This window comes from Bacteroides sp. NSJ-39, assembly GCF_014287315.1.
GTDB lineage: Bacteria > Bacteroidota > Bacteroidia > Bacteroidales > Bacteroidaceae > Bacteroides > Bacteroides finegoldii.
This window is the reverse complement of the sequence record NZ_JACOOB010000020.1, coordinates 32,097-53,843: the sequence shown is the minus strand read 5'-3', so window position 1 is coordinate 53,843 and position 21,747 is coordinate 32,097. Positions and strand designations below refer to the sequence as shown.

The window sequence follows — 21,747 nt, the reverse complement described above, 5'->3', positions numbered from 1 at the left end:
AGATTTAAATTATTAGTACTAATTTTATTCCGCAAAAGTAAAGCTTTTATTGATTAGTTGTTATGCTTCTATGATTAAATTGACTTAATTTGTACGTCTTCTAAATAAGCAACCTCCCTATAATCTGCTATATTTTTCGTATTTTTGCACTCAAATTACTAATATATAGCGATTATGCCTTTAAATTTACCCGATAAACTACCTGCGATAGAGCTATTGAAGGAAGAAAATATTTTTGTAATTGATACTTCCCGTGCTACGCAGCAGGACATTCGTCCGCTACGGATTGTCATTCTGAACCTGATGCCGTTGAAGATTACGACGGAGACGGACTTGGTGCGTTTACTTTCAAATACTCCGCTTCAGGTGGAGATCTCGTTTATGAAGATCAAATGTCATACCTCCAAGAATACACCGATAGAACACATGAAGGCATTCTATACGGATTTCGACCAGATGCGTCATGAGAAGTATGATGGTATGATTATTACGGGAGCACCTGTGGAACAGATGGATTTCGAGGAAGTGACTTATTGGAATGAGATTACGGAAATTTTTGATTGGGCACGTACGCATGTGACTTCTACTTTGTATATATGTTGGGCGGCGCAGGCCGGGCTCTATCATCATTATGGGATTCCTAAATATCCGTTGGAAAAGAAGATGTTCGGTATCTTCGAGCATCGGGTATTGGAACCTTACCATTCTATTTTTCGTGGCTTTGATGATTGTTTTTATGTGCCGCACAGCCGTCATACGGAGGTACGTAGGGAGGATATCTTGAAGGTGCCGGAACTGACATTGCTTTCCGAGTCGAAAGATGCGGGAGTGTATATGGTAATGGCACGTGGCGGACGTGAGTTCTTTGTAACCGGACATTCGGAATATTCTCCGTTGACATTGGATACGGAATATCGTCGTGACTTGGGTAAAGGCTTGCCGATAGAAATACCTCGTAATTATTATGTAGATGATGATCCTGATAAGGGACCGTTGGTGCGTTGGCGTGCTCATGCAAACCTTTTGTTCTCCAATTGGTTAAACTACTTTGTTTATCAGGAAACACCTTATAATGTAAATGACATCAAATGATAAAGCAGCGTAAAATAGAACTTCTCGCTCCGGCGAAGAACCTGGAATGTGGTATTGAGGCCATTAATCACGGTGCGGATGCGGTATATATCGGTGCTCCCAAGTTCGGTGCCCGTGCGGCGGCTGTAAATTCTTTGGAGGATATTGAGGCACTGGTACAATATGCCCATTTGTATAATGCGCGTATTTATGTCACGGTCAACACTATCCTGAAAGAAGAAGAGCTGAAAGAGACGGAGGAGATGATTCATGCCCTGTATCGGATTGGAGTGGACGCACTGATTGTTCAGGATATGGGAATCACGAAACTGAATCTCCCCCCGATACCTCTCCATGCCAGTACGCAGATGGACAACCGTACTCCGGAAAAGGTGCGATTTCTTTGGGAGGCAGGTTTCCGACAAGTCGTTTTGGCGCGCGAATTATCATTGCGTGAAATAAAAAATATTCATACCGCTTGTCCGGAGACTCCTTTGGAGGTATTTGTACACGGAGCGCTTTGCGTTAGCTATAGCGGGCAATGCTATGTCAGTCAGTCCTGTTTCGGGCGTAGCGCAAACAGGGGGGAATGTGCACAATTCTGTCGTTTACCTTTTAGCCTTGTAGATTCCGATGGGAAAGTCATTGTGAAGGACAAGCATTTGCTTTCTCTGAAAGATATGAATCAGAGCGACGAGCTGGAGCAGTTGTTGGATGCCGGAACTTCTTCGTTGAAGATAGAAGGCCGGTTGAAAGATGTATCATACGTGAAGAACGTGACAGCGGCCTATCGTCAGAAATTGGATGCGATTTTTGCCCGTCGTCCGGAATATGTCCGGGCTTCTTCGGGAATGTGCAGATTCGAATTTAAGCCGCAATTGGATAAGAGTTTCAGTCGTGGTTTTACACATTATTTCCTGCACGGTCGTGATAAGGAGATTTTTTCCTTTGATACCCCTAAGTCGCTGGGTGAGGAGATGGGAACAATGAAGGAGGCTCGCGGTAATTATCTGACAGTTGCCGGATTGAAGTCATTTAACAATGGCGATGGAGTTTGCTATCTCGACGAACAAGGACGTTTGCAGGGATTCCGTATCAATCGTGTAGATGGTAATAAACTGTATCCACAGGAAATGCCCCGTATCAAGCCCCGTACTGTGTTGTACCGTAATTTTGACCAAGAGTTTGAGCGTGTACTTTCACGGAAGTCCGCTGAAAGGAAGATAGAAGTGCGCATCTCGCTTACTGATAACGAATTTGGCTTTTCGTTACGATTGACCGATGAAGATGATAACAGTGTCACACTGGCTTTTCCCCGTGAAAAGGAATTGGCACGTACACCGCAGACGGAAAATCTGAAAACGCAACTTGCTAAATTGGGAAATACACCTTTCGAAGCAAAAGTGATAGAAGTTGGATTTGCTGATAATTGGTTTCTCCCGGTTTCGGTCCTAGCCGATTACCGTCGTCAGGCAGTTGAAAAATTAATAGCTGCCCGCCGGATAAACTACCGCCAGGAATTGTCAGTATGGAAACAAACGAATCATGCTTTCCCGCAAACAACATTGACGTATTTGGGAAATGTTATGAACACTCATGCAGTTTCTTTCTATGAGGAACATGGGGTACAGCGTATTGCTATGGCGTACGAAAAAGAAGCAGTGGAGAATGCGGTACTGATGTTCTGCAAACACTGTCTACGTTACAGTATGGGATGGTGTCCTATTCACCAACGGGTTCGTTCACCTTTCAAAGAACCCTATTATCTGATGTCCAATGATGGTAAACGTTTCCGTTTGGAGTTCGACTGCAAAAATTGTCAAATGAAAGTAAAGGCGGCGCAATGAAGACTATTTTCTACCACAGAGGACGCGGAGGACACAGAGGATATAGTGAAGGTAGCATCTTCACTCATGCTTCTGACACCGATCGTTTGAATGTTGGGCAGAAAAAGTGTGGAGATTTTTTCTCTTTCCTCTTTTTATCCTCTGTGTCCTCTGCGTCCTCTGTGGTAAAAAATGTGATGAACCTGCTATTATGTTTATTTTTGCTATCTTCCTGTTATTATAAGGCTCCGCTACTGGATTCGGAGGAATTGTCAGAGAAAACAAAAGATTCATTGGCCTATCTTTATGAACGTCACTACACGTGGGATACGAATCTGGAAGTAGTGGATGATTCCATAGCTCTGGAACGTCTTCCGATAAAGGACACTTTTATTCAATTGAATAAAGGAGATAAGGTAGTCGTCGCAGAGTTTGCGATTCATCCGGCCGATAGTGTGGATAGCGTTTGGGTTAAATTGGCGCATACGCAGGATGAACAGGGTTGGATACGTGAGGTGGATTTGAAGAGGTCGTTCGTTCCGACCGACAGTATTTCACAGGCCATTCATCTTTTCAGTGACACGCACGCTTCTTATTTTGTTGTTATTTTTGCCCTGTTTGTAGGCGTTTATTTACTTCGTGCTTTCCGGAAGAAGCAGTTGCAGATGGTTTATTTTAATGATATAGACAGCATTTATCCATTATTTCTCTGCCTGCTGATGGCGTTCAGTGCAACGATTTATGAGTCTATGCAGGTCTTTGTGCCGGAAACGTGGGAACATTTTTATTTCAATCCAACTTTATCTCCATTCACAGTACCTTTCATACTCTCTGTTTTCCTGTTTAGTATCTGGTTGTTTCTGATAGTCGCTTTGGCGGTGCTGGATGATTTGTTTCGGCAATTGACTCCCGCTGCAGCTATCTTTTATCTGCTGGGGCTAATGTCCTGCTGTATTTTCTGTTATTTCTTTTTTATCTTGATGACACATATCTATATCGGTTATTTATTCCTGATCTTTTTTATACTGGTCTTTACGAAGAAGGTTTATCGGAACATCGGGTATAAGTATCGCTGCGGACATTGCGGGGAGAAACTGAAAGAGAAAGGTATATGTCCTTATTGCGGGGCAATTAACGAGTGATGATTGGCGGTTATCATTAAGCAGTAGGTAAACTAATGTCAAAGCATTGATAAAGTTCCGTTAAAGTGCTGGTATAGTTGCGGGAAGGTACCGATACCTTTACCTTTCCACGGCCGTGGTGACTTCTTCCCACAGCCGTGATGAGATCTCTCCACGGCCATGAAGAGAAGCTACCACGGCTGTGGAGAGTTAAGAATAGCGTAAGTCTAATGGAACAATACCGATTGGGTAAATAAAGTATAACGGCTTTATAATGCAAACTTTATAGGGACATACGTCCTTTTATCCCGTATTCCATGCTGTTGATCTACAAAGAGACAGGCTGACAATAAAAGTCCGGAACTTTTATTGTCAGCCTGTTTTTAGTTATTGTCAGCGTTTATTGTCAGTTGTTAATCTGTTGAAAACCATTGTTTTGTGTGGATAAAATCTTTAGCTGACAATAAAAAGACTAAATAATATCCTTATGAGTAAAAATGATTAGAAGCGGCAGCGAAGATCTATCCCCAATTGCATTGGACGTCCTTTCTGCATGAAACCTTTGTTCATTGTTTCGAAATAGAAGGCGGCATAGTCTTTATTCAAGAAGTTGCGTGCCCAAAAACTAATCATTGCATCACCGATTTCCAGATTCGTTCTCCAGTTGAGCGTGCCGTAGAAGGATTGGCTGACGTCGTTCAGTTCAGTCCAGTAGATACGTCCGGCAGCGTTATAGTTCGCCTGGAATACAACCCGGTCGAAGATAGAACGTGGGCTGCAGGTGATGGCATATTCTCCACCGATATTTAATGTATGCTTGGGGACAAAAGGGACATACTTGCCATTGTAATCGGCTCTAACTTTGAGCGTTTCTTCATCTTCTCTCTCATATTCGATATAGTCTGTAAAGGTAGCGTAGGCATATCCGTAGCTTGCGTTCAGACTTAATTCATTAGTCAGACTTGCACGAAGAGACATTTCGGCACCATAGCTGCGGCTTTTCCCTGCATTGACGGTGGTACGTCCCAAGCCGCTTCCGGTGAATTGGGAAATTTGTTGGTCGCGCATATCCATATAGAAAGCGGAAAGATCTGCCCAAAGCTTACCCTCCCAAAGGGTAAGATGGCTTCCTACTTCGTAGTTCCATGAATATTCGGGTTTGTAGCGTGTCGCCTCTTTTACTTCGGGTACATCCGCTTTCTTGGCATATTTGTCAATCATTGCAGCAAATCTGGCGAACTGCTCGCTCTCTTTTATAGCATTTATCATGGAGTTCTGTAAATCTCCACTAATAAGATCGGAGAACATTTGTACGTTGTAGCCGCCCGACCGATACCCCTTCGACACGGTTGCGTATACATTATTGCCCTTTTTCCATTCATATTGCAGAGCAAACTTAGGTAACAGTTGAACATAATCATCTGATATTTTACCGTCATAACCGGCATTGGCAATCAGGTTCTTGGCTTCTACTGATACAGATGGCATTGGTGGCCGTGACGCCATCTTCATACTGAAGTTGAAGTCTGTAGGGTCACTGATCGATTTATACTTCATGCTCATCTTCTCATAATCCAGACGTACTCCGACAGTAAGAGACAAGCCTTTCACAAAAAGGTCATTCAATGTAGACTGATGGAAAACAGCTGCATTCCAAACAGGAGTATCAAAGTCTCCTCCTACCAACAGAGTAGGATTGTTGATTGCTAAATGTAATTTCGGGGCGTTTGCAGGCATACCGGCAAAGGCTGTATTTGCACTTCCTTCGATAACATCTTTCACCCCGTCTTCCCAAAAAGTCACCGGACCTTTGGTGTTCAAGGACTGATACAGTCCGAAAGCTCCTGTTGCCCATTGCCATCTTTTGTTGGATTTTGATTTAAACACGATCTCTTCGGAAACTGTATTCGACTTTTGCTTCTGTTCCAGTGTATAAACCGCTCGTTCTGTAAAGTCTTGGTCGAGGAACATACGGTCATTCAGATTCTGATAGCCGGTAACTGCACTGAGGATGAAATTTCTTGCTTGATATTCCAGATTGACGCCGGCATTCATTAATCCCCGACGATAACTGCTGCGCTCGTTATATGAAATCTTACCAATGTAGTCTGCACGGTCTTCTGTGAGAGGTTCTTCCCTTTCTTTTGCGCTGGGAGCGATTCCGGTATAGTAATAGGGGTATCCACCCTGATCGCTATATTCATAGTTCAGGTTTATATCTACTTTCAGATTGGAGGTCGGTATGTAAACCCCACGAAATCGTCCACCTCCGGCATTGCTTCGGTCAACCTTCTCATTATTTCGTGCTGTGTTCTCAAAGAATCCTCCGGTATGTTCGTAAAATCCTCCGGTAGAAAAGGCGAACCGTTCGGATATACGGTGATAATGGGTAAGCGAAACATTATAATTATTGTACGTCGCCGCTCCCATGCGGATGTCGGTCCCTTGATAGGTGAAAGGAGATTTTGTGTGTACCTTGATAAGTCCGCCCATCGTGTTACGCCCGTAAAGTGTTCCTTGAGGTCCGCGAAGTACGTCGATACGTTCGATGTCGCAGTAATTGAAATCGAAGGCGGATTTGTCTATATAAGGGATATTATCTACATAAAGTCCTACGGACGGTGTGTTGATACGTGAACCGATTCCACGAATATAGATGGAAGTCGTTAATTTCGAGCCATAATCAGGGATGAACAGGTTGGGAACAATACCTGTAAGGTTCTTCACGGAATGAACCTGATTGGCACACATATTTTCCTGTGATAATACGGTGGCGGCTATAGGCAATTCACGTAGTTTGCGATTCTCTTTCGGAGTGGCTATTACTACCACCTCTTCCATATCCACTACTTTCAGTGAGTCTTTTGGGAAATCTTCGCCCCATACAGTTCCTGACGTCAGGAGGGTGAGGGCAAGCATCATAATCTTTGTCTTCATTCGCAGTTTATTTGTCCGGTGCAAAGTAACGGCAAATATAGTTGGCAGGCAATCCTCATTTATTAGGATTTGATTCACCACAGAGGACACTGAGGACACAGAGGTATAATAGGATTCTAAAAATTCTGTATCCTCTGTGTCCTCTGTGGTGAATTAGATGCGGTCGGCTTCGATATATCCGTTCATTACAGCATAAATAGTCAGTCCTGAAACGGACTTGATTCCTAATTTCTCCGTAATGTTCTTTCGGTGTGTAATGACGGTAGTTAGGCTGATATTCAGTTTGTCTGCAATTTCTTTATTGATCAGTCCTTTGGTAATCAGTACGAGTACTTCGATTTCGCGGGCAGATAAAAGTTCCTGATGATGCGCTGGCGGAATCATTGGCGGCATATCCTTTACCGGGTATCCTTTGTGATGGGCATGTTGATGGAGTTTCAGGATGTTTTTCACCAGTTCCTCTTCCGGCTCATAAATATTGAGAACCGGTACGCCGGAAAGTTGAAACTGCGGACTGTCACTGGCCAGAACAATTGTTTTTCGTTTTCGGGGAAGAAAGAAAGCATTGTGTTCCACATAGATTTGTGCCGATATGAAATAATGGGCATACATATCCGGTGTGTCATCCATTAATTCATTGAAACGGTGGAAAGTACGAATGGTAGCCATTGGGATGATTTCTTCCAATATGGATTTGAGTCCTAAACTACTGAGTGTATTGGGTTCAATGATTGCTATTTCGGGTTGGGTAGTCATCAGTTTGCTGGGTTTTGATTAATGATGTAAATAATTAGCAGCGGCTTCCGCACACCGTTCTCCGTCTATTCCGGCAGAAACAATACCTCCGGCATAACCCGCTCCTTCTCCGCAAGGAAATAGACCGCGGACGGTTATATGCTGTAATGTTTCCTTGTCGCGTACAATGCGTACAGGCGAAGAAGTCCGTGTCTCGACACCAATCATTACCGCTTCATTAGTCAGAAATCCGTGACTGCTACGTCCGAATTGCTGGAAACCGAGAGATAACCTTTTACTGATGAATGGCGGCAACCAAAAATGAAGCGGAGAAGAAATAATTCCCGGACTATAAGAAGATTCGGGTAAATCGTAGCTCAATTTCTTACGGGTAAAATCCATCATACGTTGTGCCGGAGCAGTCTGTCGTCTTCCTCCTTGCAACCAGCATTGACGTTCCAGCTCCTCTTGAAAGTGAAGGGGGAGAAGTTGAGAGTTGAGAGTTGAAAGTTGAGAATGATTGAGAGATGGATTGATAGCGAGCAGCCGCTCATTCTGTTGCGCAGCCAACTCTCCACTCTCAATTCTCAACTCTCCACTTCTTAAATCTTCCGGTTGAATTTCCACCACCATTCCAGAGTTGCTCCAACGTGAGCCACGATTGGATGGAGACATGCCGTTTACTACCACCTGTTCCGGTCCGCTGGCGGCAGGAACGATGAAGCCACCGGGACACATACAGAAGCTGTATACTCCTCTGCCTTCTACCTGTGTCACAAAACTGTATTCGGCGGCAGGCAGGTATTTGCCCCGTCCGTTTTTATTATGATATTGTATTTGGTCAATCAACATTGCAGGATGTTCCAGGCGGACACCGACAGCAATCCCTTTCGCTTCAACCGTCACATTATTGGCGGCCAGCCAACGATACACATCTCTTGCCGAATGTCCGGTTGCCAAGATGACCGGTCCGAGAAACGTCTTTCCTGTATTCGTCTCGATACCTTTCACTTCATTGTTGTCGATAATCAGTGCATCCATTCGAGTTTGAAAATGCACCTCTCCACCACATTCGATGATGCTATTCCGCATATTTTCAATGACGCGTGGCAACTTGTCTGTTCCAATATGCGGATGCGCATCTACTAATATCGAGGTCGAAGCTCCATGTTGGCAAAATACATTCAGAATCTTATCTACATTTCCTCTTTTTTTGCTCCGGGTATAGAGCTTTCCATCCGAATAAGCTCCTGCACCTCCTTCTCCGAAACTGTAATTTGATTCCGGATCAACAGTGTGTTCTCTGCTGATTTGTGCAAGATCTTTTTTACGCTCACGCACATCTTTTCCGCGTTCGATAACGATGGGACGTAATCCGAGTTCTATGAGGCGTAAGGCTGCAAACAGTCCGCCGGGACCGGCACCGACAACCACCACTTGCGGTTTTCCCTCTACACTATTATATATAGTATGTTCGTACTCATCTTCTTGAGGCATCTCATTGATGTATGCCCTCACCTTCAAATTGACGAAGATTGTCCGTTGGCGTGCATCAATACTCCGTTTCAAGATTCGGGTAGCAGTGATGTCACGCAGATTCAAACCTTTTTCTTTAGAAAGGTATTCCTTTAATTTCTGTCCGTTTACAGCAATTTCGGGGAGGATGCGGAGTTGGTATTCTTGTATCATATTTTTTCACCACAGAGGACACAGAGGTCACAGAGTTTAAATTTTTAGATAATAAAACGTTTGATTCCTTGTTTTAAATGAGGAACATTGAAATTTATTAATAGTCCATATTTTAGATGGCCAAGTTTCATATATGTCAATAGTTGGGCAGAATGTACCGGTTGTAGCATTTCCACACTTTTCAATTCTATAATGAGTTGGTTGTCTATCAACAAATCTATTCTGTAATCTGTATCTAATTGGGTTCCTTTATAGATTATAGGTAATTTCTTTTGTCTTTCTACATCTATATCGTTTGCTCTCAATTCATAGAATAAGCAGCTTTCGTATGTACTTTCAAGTAAACCCGCTCCCAATTGAGTATGCACCTCAAAAGCTAATCCCAGCACTTTACTCGTTAAATTATTAATATCTTCTATCATTATTTATTTACTTGATTAATCACTCCTCCGTGTCCTCTGCGTCCTCTGTGGTGAACCTAACCGAATAAAGCCCTGAACGCCTCTTCCACTTTCCTCACCGGTACTAGTTCTATCTTCAGTTTTTGGGTGTCGATTCCTTGCAAGTTATATTTAGGCAGCAAGAAACGTTTGAAACCTAACTTTTCAGCCTCACCGATACGTTGTTCAATTCGATTCACGGGACGTATCTCCCCCGACAGGCCGATTTCTCCTGCCATGCAAACTTCCGGTTCGATAGCCGCATCCATATTCGAAGAAAGGATGGCGCTGATAACAGACAAATCAATGGCCGGATCATTAACTTTCAATCCTCCGGCGATATTCAGGAATACATCTTTCTGAGCCAACTTAAATCCTACGCGCTTTTCGAGAACAGCCAGCAGCATATTCATCCTTCTTAAATCAAAACCGGTTGCCGAGCGTTGCGGATTTCCATAGACAGCAGAACTCACCAAAGCCTGCGTCTCAATCAAGAACGGGCGAATTCCCTCAATGGCGGAAGCAATGGCTACCCCGCTCATCCCCTCATGATCCTGACTTAGCAAAAGCTCGGAAGGATTGCTGACTTGGCGCAACCCATCCTGACGCATCTCATAAATACCTAACTCTGCCGTACTACCGAAACGATTCTTGATACTGCGTAGAATACGGTACATATAATGTTGGTCACCTTCAAATTGAAGAACTGTATCTACGATGTGCTCCAGCACTTTAGGTCCTGCAATGCTTCCTTCCTTATTAATATGCCCGATCAGCAACACAGGTGTATGCGTTTCTTTCGCAAAACGAAGAATAGACGCCGAACACTCTCTGACCTGTGCGATGCTTCCGGGAGACGATTCGATACTCTCGGTAGAAATAGTCTGTATGGAGTCGATGATCACCAGATCGGGATTCGTATTCTTGATATGTACATAAATCTGCTCGAGGGAAGTCTCGCAAACAATGAGACAGTCACTGGAAATAGAAGAGAGACGGTCGGCACGGAGCTTTAGTTGACGTGCACTCTCTTCGCCCGAGACATAAAGAATCTTCTTTTCCGGCATATGCAATACAGTCTGCATGACGAGCGTAGATTTGCCGATTCCCGGTTCACCGCCTATCAGGACCAGAGAACCCGGTACCAGCCCCCCGCCCAATACACGATTCAATTCGTCATCGTGCATATTGATACGCGGTTCGTCATCCGCCACTATATCGGCAAGCGCAAGCGGTTTGGGCTTTTGCGTTTCAATCCCCGACACAGGACGGCGGTTGACCGGCTCTTTTCTCACAATTTCTTCTACATACGTATTCCACTCCCCACAGGACGGACATTTACCTACCCATTTCGGTGAATCCTGTCCGCAATTACTGCATACATATACGGTTTTCTCTTTTGCCATCGAACTTCCTTTCTTCGTTGTAGGGTACAAAAATAGGGATAATTTATTAGAAATAAGTTATCCCTGCCTAATAGAAATAGATGTATGCCTATATAGTTATCTCTCCGGCTATCGAACGGTTCATCCGGTCACGCACTTCATCCGGGGTATATCCGTGTCCTAATAAGAACATTAATTTGGTGACGGCGGACTCCATCGTGCTGTCGTAACCGGAGACAACACCTGCCTGCAATAGTTGATATCCCGTTTCATAGCGTTCCATCTCCACCATTCCCGCACTGCATTGTGTCACATTGACGATTACAATCCCTTGTGCGCTGGCCTGGCAAAGTCTTCGGATAAACCACTCTTTACGGGGAGCATTGCCGGAACCGTATGTTTCGAGTACAATCGCTTTCAGCCCTTCGATTCCTAGAACAGTAGCAATTACATTTTCCTGAATTCCCGGGAATAGTTTCAGTACAGCCACGTTCGTATCCAGCAGATAGTGTGGTTTCAACTTATGTTCCTCTCCGTTCGCATGGATCTGTACATTATTATATTTGATATGAATTCCCGCCTCCGCCAGTACCGGATAATTGAATGACCGGAACGCGTTGAAATTCTCCGCATTGATTTTCGTTGTGCGGTTACCTCGCATCAAGTGGTTTTCAAAGAAGATGCAGACTTCCGGTACGAGCGCCTTTCCCTCCTTGTTCCGTGCGATGGCAATCTCGATACTTGTCATCAGATTCTCTTTCCCATCCGTGCGAAGTACCCCTATCGGAAGTTGAGAACCCGTCAGGATGACAGGCTTGTCCAACTCTTCCAGCATAAAACTGAGTGCGGAAGCGGTATATGCCATCGTATCCGTGCCGTGCAAGATTACAAACCCTTGATAGCGTTCATAGTTGTCATGAATAACATGAACCAGCTTTTGCCACATATCCGGTTCCATATCCGAAGAATCCATCGGCGGATCAAACTGATAGGTGTCTATCGGAAAGTTGAATTTCTGCAATTCGGGGATGTGCTTTTGGAGTTGTTCAAAATTGAAATTCTCCAATGCACCTGTTGCGGCGTTCTCAATCATTCCAATTGTTCCACCGGTGTATATTAGCAATACGGAAGTATTTATAGGGTTCATAAGCTGATTTTGCGTATTTATATTCGCAAATATACTAATATAAATGATATATTTATAGCAAAATGATATAAAAGTGAATCTCTGCTGCAATAAGGGATTACTATGAAATATTCTTTTTATCAGAAAAAAACCGAAAAAAGTGATAGATTGAACGTTTTTATTATTACTTTTGCGACACTTATCAAAAACAAGAGTAGAAACAAGGACTATGATGAAGTACTATCCACATACAGTCACATCCATGTGTACCATGACCCTTAGGGGTTGATGGATAGTTTTTGTGTATCTACGTGATTCACGCCTGTATAAGCAGGCAAAATTCAAATTCAATTTTATTCGTAAATAACCAATCGTTCTGTTATAACATATACGCACAGGACATTGCATTTAAATAAGTATCTTCATGAAAGTAATGAAATTCGGCGGAACATCCGTAGGTTCCGTGAACAGCATTTTAAGCGTAAAGAGAATTGTAGAGTCGGCTGCTGAGCCGGTAATTGTAGTTGTTTCCGCATTGGGAGGCATCACTGACAAATTGATAAACACGTCGAAGATGGCGGCAATGGGAGATTCGGCATACGAAGGCGAGTTTCGTGAAATCGTTTATCGTCATGTGGAAATGATTAAAGAAGTGGTTCCTGCCGGTGAAAAGCAGACATCATTGCAACGTCAGATCGGAGAACTGCTGAATGAGTTGAAAGACATCTTTCAAGGAATCTATCTGATTAAAGACCTTTCTCCGAAGACATCGGATACCATTGTAAGTTATGGAGAACGTCTTTCCTCTATCATAGTTACCGAACTGATTGAGGGGGCGCAATGGTTCGATTCGCGCACTTTTATCAAGACTGAAAAGAAACATAATAAACATATTCTGGATGCGGAACTGACTAATGAACTGGTGAAAAAGGCTTTCAGCTCAGTGCCGAAGGTTGCATTGGTGCCTGGATTTATCTCTTCTGATAAGACGACAGGAGATGTGACAAACTTGGGACGTGGCGGTTCGGACTATACGGCTGCCATTATCGCTGCTGCGCTGGATGCGAATAGTCTGGAAATCTGGACGGATGTAGACGGTTTCATGACGGCTGATCCGCGTGTCATTTCAACTGCTTACACAATTACCGAACTGAGCTATGTAGAAGCGACAGAACTTTGTAACTTCGGTGCGAAAGTAGTTTATCCGCCTACGATTTATCCGGTATGCCATAAGAATATACCTATTATAATAAAGAATACGTTTAATCCCGATGGCGTGGGAACGGTTATCAAACAAGAGGTTTCCAATCCGCAAAGCAAAGCCATTAAGGGTATTTCCTCTATCAATGATACGAGCCTCATTACTGTTCAAGGACTTGGTATGGTAGGGGTGATCGGTGTTAACTACCGTATCTTTAAGGCATTGGCAAAGAACGGAATCAGCGTGTTCCTTGTATCGCAGGCTTCTTCCGAGAACAGTACTTCTATCGGTGTGCGTAATGCCGATGCGGACTTGGCTTGCGAAGTGCTGAATGAGGAGTTTGCAAAAGAGATCGAGATGGGAGAGATTTCCCCGATTCTTGCAGAAAGAGACTTGGCTACGGTGGCTATCGTAGGTGAAAACATGAAACATACACCGGGTATCGCCGGCAAGCTGTTCGGCACATTGGGACGTAACGGTATCAATGTAATAGCTTGTGCACAGGGTGCTTCGGAAACAAATATCTCTTTTGTGGTGGATGCAAAATCTTTGCGTAAGTCTCTCAACGTTATTCACGACTCTTTCTTCTTGTCCGAATACCAGGTACTGAATCTCTTTATCTGCGGTATCGGTACGGTAGGCGGCAGTCTGGTAGAGCAGATTCGTTGTCAGCAACAGAAGTTGATGATGGAAAACGGACTGAAACTTCATGTGGTAGGTATCATTGATGCGGCTAAAGCGATGTTCAGCCGTGACGGTTTCGACCTCTCCAATTTCCGCGAGGAACTGAAGCAGAAAGGAAAAGACAGCAACTTGCAAACGATTCGTGAAGAGATAGTAGGCATGAATATTTTCAATTCCGTATTTGTTGACTGTACGGCAAGTGCGGATATTGCATCGTTGTATAAGGATTTGTTGCAGCATAACGTCTCTGTCGTTGCTGCCAATAAGATTGCCGCTTCGTCGGCTTACGAGAATTACCGTGAATTGAAGACAATCGCCCGTCAGCGTGGAGTGAAGTATCTGTTTGAAACCAATGTAGGTGCGGGACTTCCGATTATCAACACAATCAACGACTTGATTCACAGTGGTGACAAGATATTGAAGATTGAGGCGGTGCTTTCGGGTACATTGAATTATATCTTTAATAAGATCAGTGCTGATATACCTTTCAGCCGTACCATCAAGATGGCGCAAGAAGAGCGTTATTCCGAACCGGATCCGCGTATCGACCTCAGTGGAAAAGATGTAATCCGTAAATTGGTGATTCTGGCGCGTGAAGCGGGCTATCGTATCGAACAGGAAGATGTGGAAAAGAATCTTTTTGTGCCGAACGATTTCTTTGAAGGTTCTTTGGATGACTTCTGGAAGAAAGTGCCGAGTCTGGATGCGGACTTTGAAGCCCGTCGTCAAGTCTTGGAGAAGGAGAACAAACATTGGCGTTTTGTGGCAAAACTGGAGAATGGAAAAGCCTCTGTCGGCCTGCAGGAAGTCGGAGCCAACCATCCGTTCTACGGTCTGGAGGGCAGCAACAATATCATTCTGCTGACTACGGAACGTTATAAAGAATATCCGATGATGATTCAGGGATACGGTGCCGGTGCCGGTGTGACTGCCGCCGGAGTTTTTGCCGACATCATGAGTATCGCAAACGTTTAATTCAGTTGAGAGTTGAGACTTATTAAAATGAAACATATTATCATATTGGGAGACGGAATGGCCGATTGGCCGGTGAAGTCATTAGGGAACAAGACGCTCCTGCAATATGCAAAGACGCCTTATATGGATAAGTTAGCCTGCATGGGACGTAACGGACGGTTGATTACCGTAGCCGAAGGTTTCCATCCGGGTAGTGAGGTTGCCAATATGTCCGTATTGGGATATGACCTTCCGAAAGTGTACGAAGGTCGCGGACCGCTGGAAGCTGCCAGTATCGGTGTGGACTTGCAACCGGGTGAGATAGCAATGCGTTGCAACTTAATTTGTGTAGAGGGAGAAATCTTGAAGAATCACTCTTCAGGACATATTTCTACTGAGGAAGCCGACGTGTTGATAAAATACCTGCAAGAAAATTTGGGGGATGACCGCGTACGTTTCCATACGGGAGTTCAGTACCGCCACTTGCTCGTTATTAAAGGCGGTAATAAGGAATTGGACTGCACGCCTCCGCATGATGTGCCTTTGAAGCCTTTCCGGCCGTTGATGGTGAAACCGTTGGTGCCGGAAGCACAGGAAACGGCGGATCTGATTAATGACTTGATTTTGAAATCGCAGGAACTGCTCAAGAATCATCCTTTGAACTTGAAACGTATAGCCGAAGGCAAAGATCCGGCAAACAGTATCTGGCCTTGGAGTCCCGGTTACCGTCCTCAGATGCCTACCTTCTCCGAGACTTTCCCGCAAGTCAAGAGAGGGGCTGTGATTTCAGCAGTCGATTTGATTAACGGAATCGGTTACTATGCCGGTTTGCGCCGTATTGCCGTAGAAGGAGCTACCGGACTTTATAATACGAATTATGAAAATAAAGTAGCCGCTGCCCTCGAAGCTCTGAAAACTGACGATTTTGTTTATCTGCATATCGAAGCCAGCGATGAGGCCGGACATGAAGGAGACATCGACTTGAAACTCCTGACGATCGAGAATCTTGATAAGCGTGCCGTAGGTCCTATTTACGAAGCTGTGAAAGATTGGGACGAACCCGTAGCAATCGCTGTGTTGCCCGATCATCCTACTCCTTGCGAGCTTCGTACGCATACCTCCGAGCCTGTTCCGTTCTTTATCTGGTATCCGGGCATTGAGCCGGATGAGGTGCAGACGTTCGATGAGGTGGCTGCTTGTAACGGTAGTTACGGTTTGCTGAAAGAAGACGAGTTTATAAAAGCATTCATGAATTTCACACTCACCGCAGATTACACGGATTAACACAGATTATTTTCTCATAATTTCTAATCTGTGTGAATCCGTGTAATCCGTGGTGAACTTAAAATAATAACAATGAAATATTATAGTACCAATAAACAGGCTCCGATCGCTTCTTTGCAAGAAGCAGTCGTTAAAGGCCTTGCCGCAGACAAAGGTTTGTTCATGCCGATGTCCATCAAACCTCTTCCGCAAGAGTTTTACGATACGATTGATACATTGTCTTTTCAAGAGATAGCGTATCGTGTGGCCGATGCTTTCTTTGGAGAAGACATTCCGGCAGAAACGTTGAAGCAGATTGTATATGATACTTTGAGTTTTGATGTACCGTTGGTAAAGGTATCGGAGAATATTTATTCCCTCGAACTCTTCCACGGTCCCACTTTGGCGTTCAAAGATGTAGGCGGTCGTTTTATGGCACGTCTGCTGGGATACTTTATAAAGAAAGAAGGACAGAAGAACGTAAATGTGCTGGTGGCGACTTCCGGTGATACGGGAAGTGCGGTGGCTAATGGATTCTTAGGAGTGGAAGGTATCCATGTGTATGTGCTTTACCCGAAAGGGAAGGTCAGTGAGATTCAGGAAAAGCAATTTACTACGTTGGGACAGAATATTACTGCGCTCGAAGTAGACGGAACATTCGACGACTGTCAGGCATTGGTAAAATCGGCTTTCATGGATAAGGAGTTGAATGAACATCTTTCTTTGACTTCCGCTAATTCCATCAATGTAGCCCGTTTTCTTCCGCAGGCGTTTTATTATTTCTATGCATACGCCCAGTTGAAACGTGCCGGAAAGGCGGACAATGCAGTGATCTGTGTACCTAGCGGAAACTTCGGAAATATCACAGCCGGATTGTTTGGCAAAAAGATGGGCTTGCCTGTGAAGCGTTTTATTGCCGCCAACAACCGTAATGATATTTTCTATCAATATCTGCAAACCGGTAAATACAGTCCCCGTCCTTCCATTGCTACCATTGCCAACGCCATGGACGTGGGCGATCCGAGTAACTTTGCCCGTGTGCTCGATTTGTACGGAGGTTCTCATGCGGCTATCTCAGCCGAGATTTCGGGAACTACTTATACCGACGTGCAAATTCGCGAGACAGTGAAAGAGACTTGGAAAGATCATCATTACCTGCTTGACCCTCACGGTGCTTGCGGTTATCGTGCGTTGATGGACGGCTTGCAACCGGGTGAAACCGGAGTATTCTTGGAAACAGCTCATCCTGCCAAATTCCTCGAAACAGTAGAAGGTATTATTGGCGAGGCTGTGGAAATCCCTGCCAAATTGCAGGAGTTTATGAAAGGAGAAAAGAAGAGCTTGCCTATGTCTAAAGACTTTGCGGACTTCAAAAAGTATCTACTAGCGCTTTAATCGTATGAAAGTTTTGTCTTACGAGGAAATTTAAAATACGGCTTATTGTCACTTGTTGGTTGTAGGAGATCCCGATGCGTTTCGGCCTAAAACCTCTCTGGTGCAGAAAGCGTGTCGTCTGACACAGTCCGACAAATTGAAAAGCGTCAAGTTATTATTCCCGATCCTGTAATGAAGGTGTGGTTGAAACGGAAATTGGGGGCATAGTCTTGTCTTAATGAGCAAGATAAACAAGATACTCTCCTATGCAATGGATTGTGAATTGATTGGCTGTAGCCTCATTGAGTGTACCTTGCCACCAATTGCTAAAGTCACTGAGAGGATAAACCAATCCTTCTCCTTTCAATCCTTTTGCTCCGAAATTGATAATGGAAACTTGCTGACCGGGATGCGACTCGAATGTCTGTGTACCGCTGGCGGGCATAAATACACCGTAATCGGTGATAGTCCTGATTTCCAGGTTCTCTTTCATATAGTCTATGAGCAGACTGATATTTCCTAATGTATGATCTTCCCGTTTGCCGGTGGCTCCTACAATGGCAATCTTCCGATAGCCTTTCTTTTGCAGAAACAGGACAGCTTTGGTCTGGTCGTTCGTCTCTTGGTCGGCTATCCGGTGGATGATAGGAGCAAACAATTCCTTATATTCCGGTGAAAGGGAGTCACCGTCGCCGATAATCACATCCGGAGTATGTCCGCGTGAAATATATTCATTGGCTGCCCCGTCACAGCAAACTACGAATTTAGCCTCTTCCAACATTCGCAAAGGAAGAGGATGGGTAGGATATTCGCCATTGGCAAGTATCACAGCCTCAGGAGTATAGTGCTCGTTTATCATTGTACGCTCATTAATCTTTTCCATTTAAAGTAGCCAAAGATAGCGATAATGGAATAAAGTCCGTATAAAGCAGAGGTGAAATAAAGGTCTTTATAAATATAAAGTCCGCAACAGACAATATCGACAAGAATCCAGGCAAACCACTGTTCGATATACTTGCGTGCCAACATCCACATACCCACAATACTTAGTGCCGTAGTGAAACTATCCAACCACGGCACGTTACTGTCGGTGTACTCGATAAGTATCCAGGCAATGCCGAAAAATGAAATGATAAATACAAAGAAAAGAGGGAGATAATATCTACGCGGAGTATGGACGATAGAAAGTTGTTGCAATTTATCATTTTCTCCCATGTCGGCAGATTCCCGGCTTTTTCCTTTTCTTCGTCCCCACATCCAGAAAAACCATCCATAGACCGCTGCTATCAGATAATAGATATTGATACCGAAGTCTGCATACAGCCCCGCTTTGTAATAGACGAAGATGTAGATAGCAGGCATGATGATACCCGCTATCCAAAGATAGATGCTTGCCCGGTATTCCAACCAAAGGTAGACTAAACCGACTACTGTACCGAACATTTCAAGGAAATTCATATCCATCATTCGAGCCTGTATTTTATTTAAAAACGGAGGGTGAGGTGTGCCAGAATATTGGTACCTGCCATCGGGTAGAAGCGTGGATCATGCTTTATCGCATACGTTTTTGTCTTATCCCCATTCTCATAAAGTGCCACACTTTGGGAGTATCCATTTGTCTCATATTTCGTATTGAACAAGTTATAGACGGTAGCTCCTATCGTGATTCGCTTTGTGTGGCGGGTTTTAAAGGAGTAAGAGGCACTCAGGTGATTGACGAAATAAGCGTCGAGTGAATTCTCTTTTGTACCGAAATTGTCGAGATACTGGCGGCTGACATATTGTGACTGGAGAGCAATTTCCAGTCCGTTGCTTCCGAGAGTAATCAGGCTGTTTCCGATGAAAGAAGGAGAGAAGGCGATCGGAGTGTTTCCACCCTCGATAGCTGTCTGCGTATATAAGTCATCGACAATCTCACCATTCACCAGGCTTTCATCATACACGTAACCTACGTAGTTCTTGATACGGTTTTTGCTCCATGTGCCGTTAAGATCCCAACGCAGCCAATCATTGAATTTTGCGCCTAATGACAACTCGACCCCCATGCGATAGCTGTCTTTTACGTTCTCTGCCATCGCTTCGCCTATATCATTGGTCTTTCCGTTCAATACCAACTGGTCTGTGTAATCCATATAATACAGGTTTACACCGGCCGTAAACCATTCACTACGGTAGGTATATCCCAACTCATAATCCAATAACTTCTCCGCTGTGGGATGTTCGTTAAACATTCCATCCGTATAATTGTTGCGGGTAGGTTCTTTCTGAGCTACCGAGAAAGAGGCGTATGTGCTATGGTTCGGATTGATTTGCCAGAAAAGTCCGGCTTTCGGATTGAAGAAGCTGAAGTGTTCTCTCACATCCAGTCGCTGCAAACGCTCGGGGGTAGCGGTGAAGTCCCATTTATCATTATCCCCATCAATCGTATAACGGATATAACGGTATTGCAGATCTGCGTAGGCACTCAGGCTGCCGGTCAGTTGGTAATTGGCTTTCAAATAGACATTCCCGTCCGTCTTTCCGCCGTTATTACGGTAATACTCATGTTCCGGGTCGAGTTGTTCGGTATAATTCTTTACCCACAAAACTTTTCCATAATGGTCGTTACTGTATCGGTTGAGTCCGCCGCCTAGCGAAGCGTTCAGTCTTTCATTCTGGTAATTCAGAGAGAAGATACCACCGCCGAAATCACTATCCACCAACTTCTGGCGTACGAGATTTGTTTTCTTCTGCGGTTCGCTGTTATCCGGCAGGTAGAAAGGCTTCAAACCATATTCCTTCAATGTACGTCCGTTCTTGTATTCCTGATAATAACCGAAGCCATTGGTATAATGGAAAGCGATATTCAGATTCCATGCCGGAGAGAAGATATGATTGAATAGAAGTTGATAATGTGTCTGTCGGTAATTATCCGTTTGATCATCATAAAAGCCGATCGGATTACCTTTTCCTTTATTATCATCCAGAATGACTCCGTTCGGATTATATGTCCGGTCGTTCTCCAGTTGTTCTTTGCTGATACCGTCCCAAGCATGATAAGTCTTCTCCTTTCCACCGAAAGTGATAAACTTGATCGTTGTGCTCTCACCGAAGTAACCGCCTTGCACGAAATATGATTTCAGGTCTGATGAGGCGCGGTCGCGGTATCCGTCACTCTGGATATTAGAGAGCCGCGCATCGAATGCCCAATATTTGTTAATCAGCCCGGTCCCGACTTTGACCGTTTCTTTGTGCGTGTTGAATGAACCGTAAGAACCGGAAACTTCGGCGTATGGTTGGGATGAAATGCTTTGCGTACGCATATTGATACTGGCGCCGAATGCTCCCGAACCGTTGGTCGATGTGCCTGCTCCCCGTTGAATCTGCATATCTTCCAGAGAAGAGGCGAAATCGGGAGTATTTACCCAGAAGATGGCGTGGCTCTCAGCATCGTTCATCGGAATACCGTTGGCGGTGACGTTAATACGGGTAGCGTCCGTTCCGCGAACGCGAATCGTAGTATATCCTACTCCCGCCCCGGCATCTGAAGTTGTCAGTACGGAAGGAGTGGTAGATAATAGGAATGGGATATCCTGTCCGAAATTCTGTTTACTGATCTGTTCTTTTCTTACATTGGTGAATGCTACCGGAGTTTTCGCCGTAGCACGCGTGGATACTACCTGCACTTCTTGCAGGTTTACAACTTTCAGACTGTCCGCTTTAGCACTCGTCTGTGCATGGACAGCGAAGCCTGCGCCCGATAAGGCGATGGCCATCATAACAATTCTTTTCATCTTGCTTATTTGTTAGTTCTCTACGCCGGCATTACCCGGTTCAGATTCTATGGGTATGTTCTCAGCCCGTCATGTTAAGGCACCCCTACTAGTGAATCGGATGCAAAAATACAGCATTTACAGGAGGAAAGCAAAAAAAACTTTTAGATTTGCTAAAAACAATATAAC

Annotated in this window: 15 protein-coding genes and 1 riboswitch; of the genes, 6 read left to right on the top strand and 9 right to left on the bottom strand. The window is 44.4% G+C overall.

Annotated elements, in window-relative coordinates; genetic code table 11:
- Positions 1-174: 174 nt before the first annotated feature.
- From metA to H8S63_RS17275, 3 genes are read left to right on the top strand one after another with little or no spacing between them, the layout of a single operon-like run.
- Positions 175-1,092 carry a homoserine O-succinyltransferase gene (gene metA / locus H8S63_RS17285; protein ID WP_007756985.1) on the top strand — a complete coding sequence of 306 codons (918 nt, stop codon included), beginning with the start codon at positions 175-177 and terminating at the stop codon, positions 1,090-1,092.
- Entirely contained in the window at positions 1,089-2,918 is a 1,830-nt protein-coding gene (locus tag H8S63_RS17280) for a U32 family peptidase (RefSeq protein WP_186927475.1), read from the top strand. The genes metA and H8S63_RS17280 overlap by 4 nt, the downstream gene beginning before the upstream one ends.
- Positions 2,915-4,039: a zinc ribbon domain-containing protein gene (locus H8S63_RS17275; RefSeq protein ID WP_186927474.1), complete on the top strand. Its 1,125-nt coding sequence runs from the start codon at positions 2,915-2,917 to the stop codon at positions 4,037-4,039. The genes H8S63_RS17280 and H8S63_RS17275 overlap by 4 nt, the downstream gene beginning before the upstream one ends.
- 480 nt (positions 4,040-4,519) lie before the next feature.
- Here the strand turns inward: H8S63_RS17275 and H8S63_RS17270 are convergent, their stop codons facing one another.
- The 6 genes from H8S63_RS17270 to H8S63_RS17245 form a co-directional block, all read right to left on the bottom strand.
- Positions 4,520-6,955, bottom strand: a complete 2,436-nt coding sequence (locus tag H8S63_RS17270) for a TonB-dependent receptor (protein ID WP_186927473.1) — start codon at positions 6,953-6,955, stop codon at positions 4,520-4,522.
- 153 nt (positions 6,956-7,108) lie between these two features.
- A complete protein-coding gene (locus tag H8S63_RS17265; protein WP_007756979.1) occupies positions 7,109-7,711 on the bottom strand; it encodes a LuxR C-terminal-related transcriptional regulator in 603 nt (200 codons plus the stop codon).
- 18 nt (positions 7,712-7,729) lie between these two features.
- Positions 7,730-9,379: an NAD(P)/FAD-dependent oxidoreductase gene (locus tag H8S63_RS17260; protein WP_007756977.1), complete on the bottom strand. Its 1,650-nt coding sequence runs from the start codon at positions 9,377-9,379 to the stop codon at positions 7,730-7,732.
- 44 nt (positions 9,380-9,423) lie between these two features.
- A complete protein-coding gene (locus tag H8S63_RS17255) occupies positions 9,424-9,798 on the bottom strand; it encodes a GxxExxY protein (protein ID WP_032839887.1) in 375 nt (124 codons plus the stop codon).
- Between the two features lie 59 nt (positions 9,799-9,857).
- On the bottom strand, positions 9,858-11,225 hold the full coding sequence (gene radA, locus H8S63_RS17250; RefSeq protein ID WP_007756975.1) for a DNA repair protein RadA: 1,368 nt from the start codon (positions 11,223-11,225) through the stop codon (positions 9,858-9,860).
- An 88-nt stretch (positions 11,226-11,313) separates the two neighbouring features.
- Positions 11,314-12,351, bottom strand: coding sequence for an asparaginase (locus H8S63_RS17245; RefSeq protein ID WP_186927472.1), 1,038 nt, complete (start codon positions 12,349-12,351; stop codon positions 11,314-11,316).
- Between the two features lie 403 nt (positions 12,352-12,754).
- On the opposite strand from H8S63_RS17245, the gene thrA reads away from it, so the two are divergent.
- From thrA to thrC, 3 genes are all read left to right on the top strand, one after another.
- Positions 12,755-15,190, top strand: coding sequence for a bifunctional aspartate kinase/homoserine dehydrogenase I (thrA, locus tag H8S63_RS17240; RefSeq protein ID WP_186927471.1), 2,436 nt, complete (start codon positions 12,755-12,757; stop codon positions 15,188-15,190).
- A 27-nt stretch (positions 15,191-15,217) separates the two neighbouring features.
- Entirely contained in the window at positions 15,218-16,453 is a 1,236-nt protein-coding gene (locus tag H8S63_RS17235) for a cofactor-independent phosphoglycerate mutase (protein WP_186927470.1), read from the top strand.
- Positions 16,454-16,525: 72 nt separating this feature from the next.
- A complete protein-coding gene (thrC, locus tag H8S63_RS17230) occupies positions 16,526-17,827 on the top strand; it encodes a threonine synthase (protein ID WP_186927469.1) in 1,302 nt (433 codons plus the stop codon).
- 214 nt (positions 17,828-18,041) lie between these two features.
- On the opposite strand, the gene H8S63_RS17225 is transcribed toward thrC, so the two are convergent.
- From H8S63_RS17225 to H8S63_RS17215, 3 genes are read right to left on the bottom strand one after another with little or no spacing between them, the layout of a single operon-like run.
- Positions 18,042-18,665 carry a thiamine diphosphokinase gene (locus tag H8S63_RS17225; protein ID WP_186927482.1) on the bottom strand — a complete coding sequence of 208 codons (624 nt, stop codon included), beginning with the start codon at positions 18,663-18,665 and terminating at the stop codon, positions 18,042-18,044.
- Entirely contained in the window at positions 18,662-19,270 is a 609-nt protein-coding gene (pnuC, locus tag H8S63_RS17220) for a nicotinamide riboside transporter PnuC (protein ID WP_032839886.1), read from the bottom strand. The genes H8S63_RS17225 and pnuC overlap by 4 nt, the downstream gene beginning before the upstream one ends.
- 20 nt (positions 19,271-19,290) lie before the next feature.
- Positions 19,291-21,579 (bottom strand): TonB-dependent receptor, encoded by a 2,289-nt coding sequence (locus H8S63_RS17215; RefSeq protein WP_186927468.1) that lies wholly within the window; start codon positions 21,577-21,579, stop codon positions 19,291-19,293.
- Positions 21,580-21,676, bottom strand: a riboswitch (TPP riboswitch).
- Positions 21,677-21,747: the final 71 nt, after the last annotated feature.